Origin of the sequence: Micromonospora sp. M51, assembly GCF_018070305.1 — a bacterium.
GTDB classification, from domain to species: Bacteria; Actinomycetota; Actinomycetes; order Mycobacteriales; family Micromonosporaceae; genus Micromonospora; species Micromonospora parva.
In genome coordinates, this window is sequence record NZ_JAGPXZ010000352.1 from 1 (window position 1) to 6,204 (window position 6,204).

At 74.5% G+C, this 6,204-nt stretch carries 2 protein-coding genes and 2 pseudogenes; all 4 read left to right on the top strand.

The annotated features are described in order from the left end of the window. Window positions 1–1,758: fibronectin type III domain-containing protein (locus tag KBX53_RS36440; RefSeq protein WP_247675864.1), on the top strand; the 1,758-nt coding region annotated here is incomplete at its 5' end. A gap of 219 nt (window positions 1,759–1,977) precedes the next feature. Next, window positions 1,978–4,128, top strand: a pseudogene (locus KBX53_RS19045) (fibronectin type III domain-containing protein); the annotation flags it as partial. Further along, window positions 4,122–4,868: pseudogene (locus KBX53_RS19050) on the top strand (AAA family ATPase); the annotation flags it as partial. The pseudogenes KBX53_RS19045 and KBX53_RS19050, both read left to right, overlap by 7 nt. A 14-nt stretch (window positions 4,869–4,882) precedes the next feature. Next, entirely contained in the window at window positions 4,883–6,055 is a 1,173-nt protein-coding gene (locus tag KBX53_RS19055) for a DUF58 domain-containing protein (RefSeq protein WP_210860768.1), read from the top strand. The last annotated feature ends 149 nt before the right edge of the window (window positions 6,056–6,204 follow it).

Sequence of the window (6,204 nt, forward strand, 5' to 3'; positions counted from 1 at the left end):
CCCCCACCGACCGCCGCACCGGTGGTGCCGGCACCTCGCTGGGACAACCCCACGATCCAGGTACGGCAGATCGAACCGCTGCTCGCCGAGGAGGCCGCCCGAGTCGCCGCCGGGCCAACCGCACCGGGCGATTCGCACAAGGTGTCCGACACCGAGGCGACGCTGCCGGGTAGGGCCGCCCCGGCCGTCGACCATCCGGGGCCGGCCTACCCGCCGAGCGGACCACCTACCCAGCCTGTCAGCGCACCCCCGGTGACCCCGCATCCGATCTCCGCGCCACCCAGCCAGCCGCACCCGGTCTCCGGGCCGCCGGCCCACCCATACCCGGTCTCCGCACCCCCCGGCTACGACCAGCCCGTCTCCGCACCACCCGGACACACCTACCCGGTCTCCGCACCCCCCGGCTACGGCCAACCCGTCTCCGCACCACCCGGACACACCTACCCGGTCTCCGCACCCCCCGGCTACGGCCAACCCGTCTCCGCACCACCCGGACACACCTACCCGGTCTCCGCACCACCCGGTTACGGGCAACCCGGGTTCGGGCAGCCTGTCTCCGGGCCGCCTTACGGGCCACCCGTCTCCGCGCCTCCGGTGAGCGCGCCACCCGTGCCGCCCTGGGGGTTGACCGCACCGCCCTGGAGCAGCAGCGCCCCACCGCAGCCTCTGCCGACTCCCGCTGCCGACCCCACCGACCCGCCCGCGACGCGCAATCAGCCCGCGACCGCCGCACAGGCCACGACCGCCGCACAGGGCATGACCGTCGGACAGGCCATGACCGCCGGACAGCCCGCGACCGCCGCACAGGGGACGGCGGCCGGACCGGGCACGGCGGCCGGACAGACCATGATGGACGCGGGTGGCACCGGTGCGGACGGTGACCCCGGGCTGGGCATCCTCGACGCCCCGGCAGCGTCGAGCCGGCAGACCGGGGGTGCGCTGTCCGACCAGACCGTGGTGTTCCCGTCGCCCGGCGGGCCGTCCAGTCCGGGCTGGCCCGAAGCCGCCCCGCCCGCCCCGCTGGCCGCGCAGACGAAGCCCACCGCCGCGCCGACGAACGTCACCGGAGCCTCCCCAGCAGACCCGAGCATCGCTCAGGCGAGACCCTTCACGCAGCCGGCCTGGTCACCGAGCGCCGGCCCGAGGCCGCCGGCCGCGCCGCCACCGGTGCAGCAGTACCACCATCAGCCGACCCAGGCGCCGTACCCGATTCAGGACCAGTACCAGGCGCCGTACCCGGGTCAGCAGTACCACCCGCCGGCGTACGCCGATGATGGTGGGTCGACGGGCCGCAACCGGGCGGCGCTGATCGGTGCGGTGGTGGCGGCCGGGGTGGCCGTCGTGGCGGTGGCGGGTCTGGGCGCGGTGGTGCTGACCCGTGACGACCCGCCGCCGGCCGCGACCCCGACGACGGCGGCGACGCAGGCGCCGACGGCGGCCGGGCCGGCACCGGGTGACCTGAAGCTACGGGACGATTCGACCACGATCACGTTGACCTGGACGGACCCGACCGGTGGTGCGGTGCCGTTCATGGTCGCCGCCGGTCGGGCCGGGCAGGCGTTGGGGGTGATCGCCACCGTGGACCCGGGCCGGACCAGCTACACGGTCAACGGGCTGAACTCTCGGGTGGATCACTGTTTCACCGTGTTGGCGGTCTACTCCACTGACAGCTTTGCGACTTCCGGGCAGGTCTGCACGGCGCGGGAGCGGCGACCCACGCCGACCGGGTCGCCCTCCGGCCGACCGTCGCCGCGCTGAATCGAGCAGGGAACCGCGCTGAGCCGAGCGGGAAACCGCGCCGAGTCGCGCCGGGAACCCGGCTGAGCTGGACGTCCACAACGCACACGCTCGGTATCCACAGGGGTGACAGTGCGGGTTCCCCCGCCACCACCAGCGCCATATGATGGCACCCGGCTCAGGGGAGGGGTCGCCGCGAGGCGCACGCCACCTGCCACGACTCACGGGAGGCAGCCGGCTGTGGCCAGCATCGACGACGCCGTACGGACCGAGGCCCCCCGCCCCCGGTCCCGGCTGCGCGGCGGGCTGGTGACCGTCGGCACGGTGGCCGCGCTGCTGGCTGCCATGGGGTTGACAGTCCTCGGGTTGGGCGCGGCGGACAACGCGGTGGCCAACTACGACGCGAGCTCCTGGTTGTGGAGTGCGGCGCGCAGCGAGCTGGCCCGGGTCAACGGGGTCACCGCCCGGGTGGACACCCGCACCGAGATCCCCGGTGCCCGGCAACATCCGATGCAGATCACCCAGACCGACCGGCTGCTGATCCTGCGTGACCTGCAGACGGGGCAGGTCAGCTCACTGGATCTGGCCACCCTCCAGCTCAGCGCGACCACCCGGACCACTCCTGGCCTGGGGGTGAGTGTGGCCCTGCACGAGGACGCGGCGTTCGTCGTCGATGCCGTGCAGGGCATCGTCCGGCAGCTCGACCCGCGATCGTTGACCCCGGTCGGTGAGCCGGTGCGCTATCCGCCGGGCATCGCCGGCGGCACCTTCGACGGTGCGGGTCGGCTCTGGATCGCGGTGCCCAGCGAGGGCACCGTCTCGGCGATCACCGCTGCTAAGCTGCCGTCCGCGCCGGCGTCGGCCGCGCCGGCGGGCACCGGGCTCAGCCCGCAGCGGGTCGAGTCGTACGACGTCGCCGACGCCAGCCACGAGCTGGTGGTCTCCACCCTGGACGACGGGGTGGCGGTGCTCGACCGGACGGCCGGCAAGCTGGTGCGGGTGCAGCACGGTGAGGTGCACCCGACGCCGCTGACGCTGTCCGGCCCGGCGGCGCTTCCCGCGCGTACCAGCGGTTCACGGGTGCCGGTCACGGTGACCGCCGACCGGCGGGTGCTGCTGGTGGGTGACGGTGGGCAGGAGAGCGCGTTCACAGTGCCGGGTGAGGGGGGTCGGCTCAGCCCGGCGGTGGCCTGGGCGGACCGGTTCTACTGCGCCGACGAGGCCACCGGCATGATCTACTCCTTCGACGCGGCGGGGCAGCTGGTCGAGACCATCCGGGGGCGGGCCAACGGGCCGCTGGAGCTGGAGGTCCGGGAGAATCACCTGTTCATCAACTCCCCCGACTCGGCGACCGCCCGGGTGGTGGACGACAAGCACCAGGTGCGCGAGGTCAACAAGTACGCCAACGATGTGCTCGGCGGCGACCCGCCGCCGGTCCCACCGCCGCCGCCCCCACCGAAGAAGCCGCGGGTGGGCAAGCCGAGTGCGCCGCGCAGCGTCACGGCCGCCGCCGGTAACGCCCAGGCGCGGGTGAGTTGGCGGCCGGCCGCCGCCAACGGCGCCGAGATCATCAAGTACGTGGTGGAGGGCGCCGGCCAACGCCTGCAGGTGGGCGCCAACCAGCGGGCGGTGGAGGTCAAGGGTCTGACCAACGGCGAGACGTACCGGTTCGCGGTGCACGCCGTCAACGCGAAGGGCGACGGCCCGGCGCGCAACAGCAACCCGGTGACGCCGACCGCCGCGGTCCCCGACCCGCCGGCGAGCGTCACCGCGCAGGAACGGCCCGACGGCACGGTGCTGGTGAAGTGGCCGGCGGCGAACGGGCAGGGCAACACCATCGCGAGGTACGCGGTGACGGCCAGTTCGGCGGGGGCGAACGCGCCGGCTGGCGAGTCGACCAGGACGGAGCTGGTGGTGCCCGCCGGTGAGCTGGAGTACGGCACCCAGTACGCGTTCACAGTGGTGGCGGTCAACAGCAAGGGCGCCGGGTCGGCGGCGTCCCCGGTCAGCAACACGGTGGTGCCCTTCGCCGCGCCCGGTCGGCCGCTCAACCTGCGCGCCGGCACTGTCGCCAACCAGCCGGGTGCGGTGACGGTGCAGTGGGCGCCGGCCGAAGCCAACGGTCGGCCGGTGACGAAGTACCTGGTGGACGTCGGTGGGCGGGTCAGTGAGGTGACCGACACCCGCACCACGGTGACCGGGCTGGGCAACGGCCAGAACGTCACAGTGAAGGTGAAGGCGGTCAACCAGGCCGGGCCGGGGCCGGAGGCCACCGCCACCGCCCGGACGGTGGCCGAGCCACGGGTCACGGTGACCGGCTCGTCGTCGACCGCCACCGGGGCGACTGTGACGTTCACAGTGGACGCGGGCGGTGGTCAGGCCACCTGCTCCCCTCGGACGTGTCCGGCGTGACGATCTTCAACCAGGCGACCCGGGACTTCGAGTTCCACCCGGGGCCGGTCTTCGCCAACATCGTCATCGCCGACGAGATCAACCGGGCGTCGCCGAAGACGCAGTCGGCGCTGCTGGAGGTGATGGAGGAACGGACTGTCACTGTGGACGGGGTCCGGCACCCGGTGCCGTCGCCGTTCCTGGTGGTGGCCACGCAGAACCCGGTGGAGATGGACGGCACCTATCGGCTGCCCGAGGCGCAACTGGACCGTTTCCTGGTGAAGCTCTCCGTGGGGTACCCGGACGAGGCGGTCGAGGTCGAGGTGCTGCGCGGGGCTACCGTGCGGTCCCCGGAGGCGCTCGCCCCGGTCACCGACACCGCCACCGTCGGCGAGATGGTGCGGATGGCCCGTCGGGTGCACATCGCCGAGCCGCTCTACGCGTACGCGGTCCGGCTGGCCGCCGCCACCCGCACCCACCCGCAGGTGCGCGTCGGGGTCAGCCCTCGGGGCGTGATCGCGTTGACCCGGGCGGCGTGCGCGTACGCGTTGATCGACGGGCGGGGCTGGATCATGCCGGAGGACCTCAAGGCGCTCGCCGAGGCGGTGTTCGCGCACCGGCTGTTGCTCACCCCGGACGCCCAGGTGCGCGGGATGACCGCCGCGGAGGTGCTGCGCCAGGCCGTGGCCTCGGTGCCGGTGCCGCTGCCGTCGGGGCAACCCGCTCCGGTGCAGGGCTGACCGGCAGCAGCGCGATGGGGATCACCGCCCGTGGGGTCGGGCTGCTCGTCGCCGCCGTGGTGCTGCTGGGGGCGGGTTTCCGGTTCGCGTACCCCGAGTTGACGTTGCTCGGCGCGGCGGCCGGAGCGGCCGTGGGCTACGCCGCGCTGGTCGCGGCGTGGCGGCCCCGGCTGGCGGTGACCCGCCGTGCGGACCCGGACCGGGTGGCCCGTGGCGAGCCGGCGAGCATGACGTTGACCGTGCGCAACACCGGCCGCCTGCGATCGGCGAACCTGCTGGCCGAGGACCGGTGCGGGGAGCGGACCGTGCCGGTGCCGGTGTTGCGGCTACGGCCCGGCCGGGACACCGAGGTCCGCTACGACGTGCCGACCGACCGTCGTGGGGTGGTGCCGGTCGGCCCGTTGCGGGTGACCCGGCGCGACCCGCTGGGGTTGGTGGCGCTGGCCCGCCCGTACGGTGCGACGGTGCCGGTCTGGGTGCACCCCCGGGTTCATCCGCTGGCGGCGGTGCCCACCGGCGCGGGGCGCAGCCTCGACGGTCGGGTGGACGGGGTCCCGCACGGGTCGATCACGTTCGACTCGTTGCGGGAGTACGTGGTCGGTGACGAGCTGCGCCGGGTGCACTGGCGTACCAGCGCCCGGGTGGGTGAGCTGATGGTGCGGGAGAACGTGGACACGAGTCTGCCGCGCCTGGTCGTCCTGCTGGACAACCGTGTGGCTGCGCATCCGGGGCGGGTCGGTGGGGTGGCGGAGTCGTTCGAGTCGGCGTGTGAGGCGGCGGCGTCGATCGTGACCGCCGCGCACCGCGCCGACCTGCCGGTGCTGTTGCTGCTGGCCGCCGGGGAGCCGGCGCAGGTCACGACGCCCGACGGCGAGGGCGACGGCGCGCTCGGGCCGCTGGACCGGCTGGCCGCCGCCGAGCTGTCCGGCGATGGTGCGGCGGTGCGCGCGGCCACCCCCCGGCTGCGGCCGGACCGGCTGGGCGACACGCTGATCTTCCTGACCGGGCCGGGTGGCGGGGAGGAGTGGGGGCACGGCGGGGCGCTGCGGGGGGCGTACCCGTCGGTGGTGGTCGGGGTGTTCGGCGCGGCCGAGCCGACGCCGCCGGGCACCGCCGGCCTGGTGGTCGTCGATGCGGCGGACGGCGCGCAGTTCGCCGCCGAGTGGGACGGGGTACGCCGGTGGTGACGGGTGCCGCGCGGGTGCTGCGGGCGGCGGTTCTGCCGCTGGCGCTGATCGGGCTGACCGCGCTCGCCGGGGTGGTGCTCGGTCGGGTGTACGCCGGTGGCCTGCTGACCTGGCTGGTCGTCGGCGCGGCGGCGGGTTCGGTGCTGGTC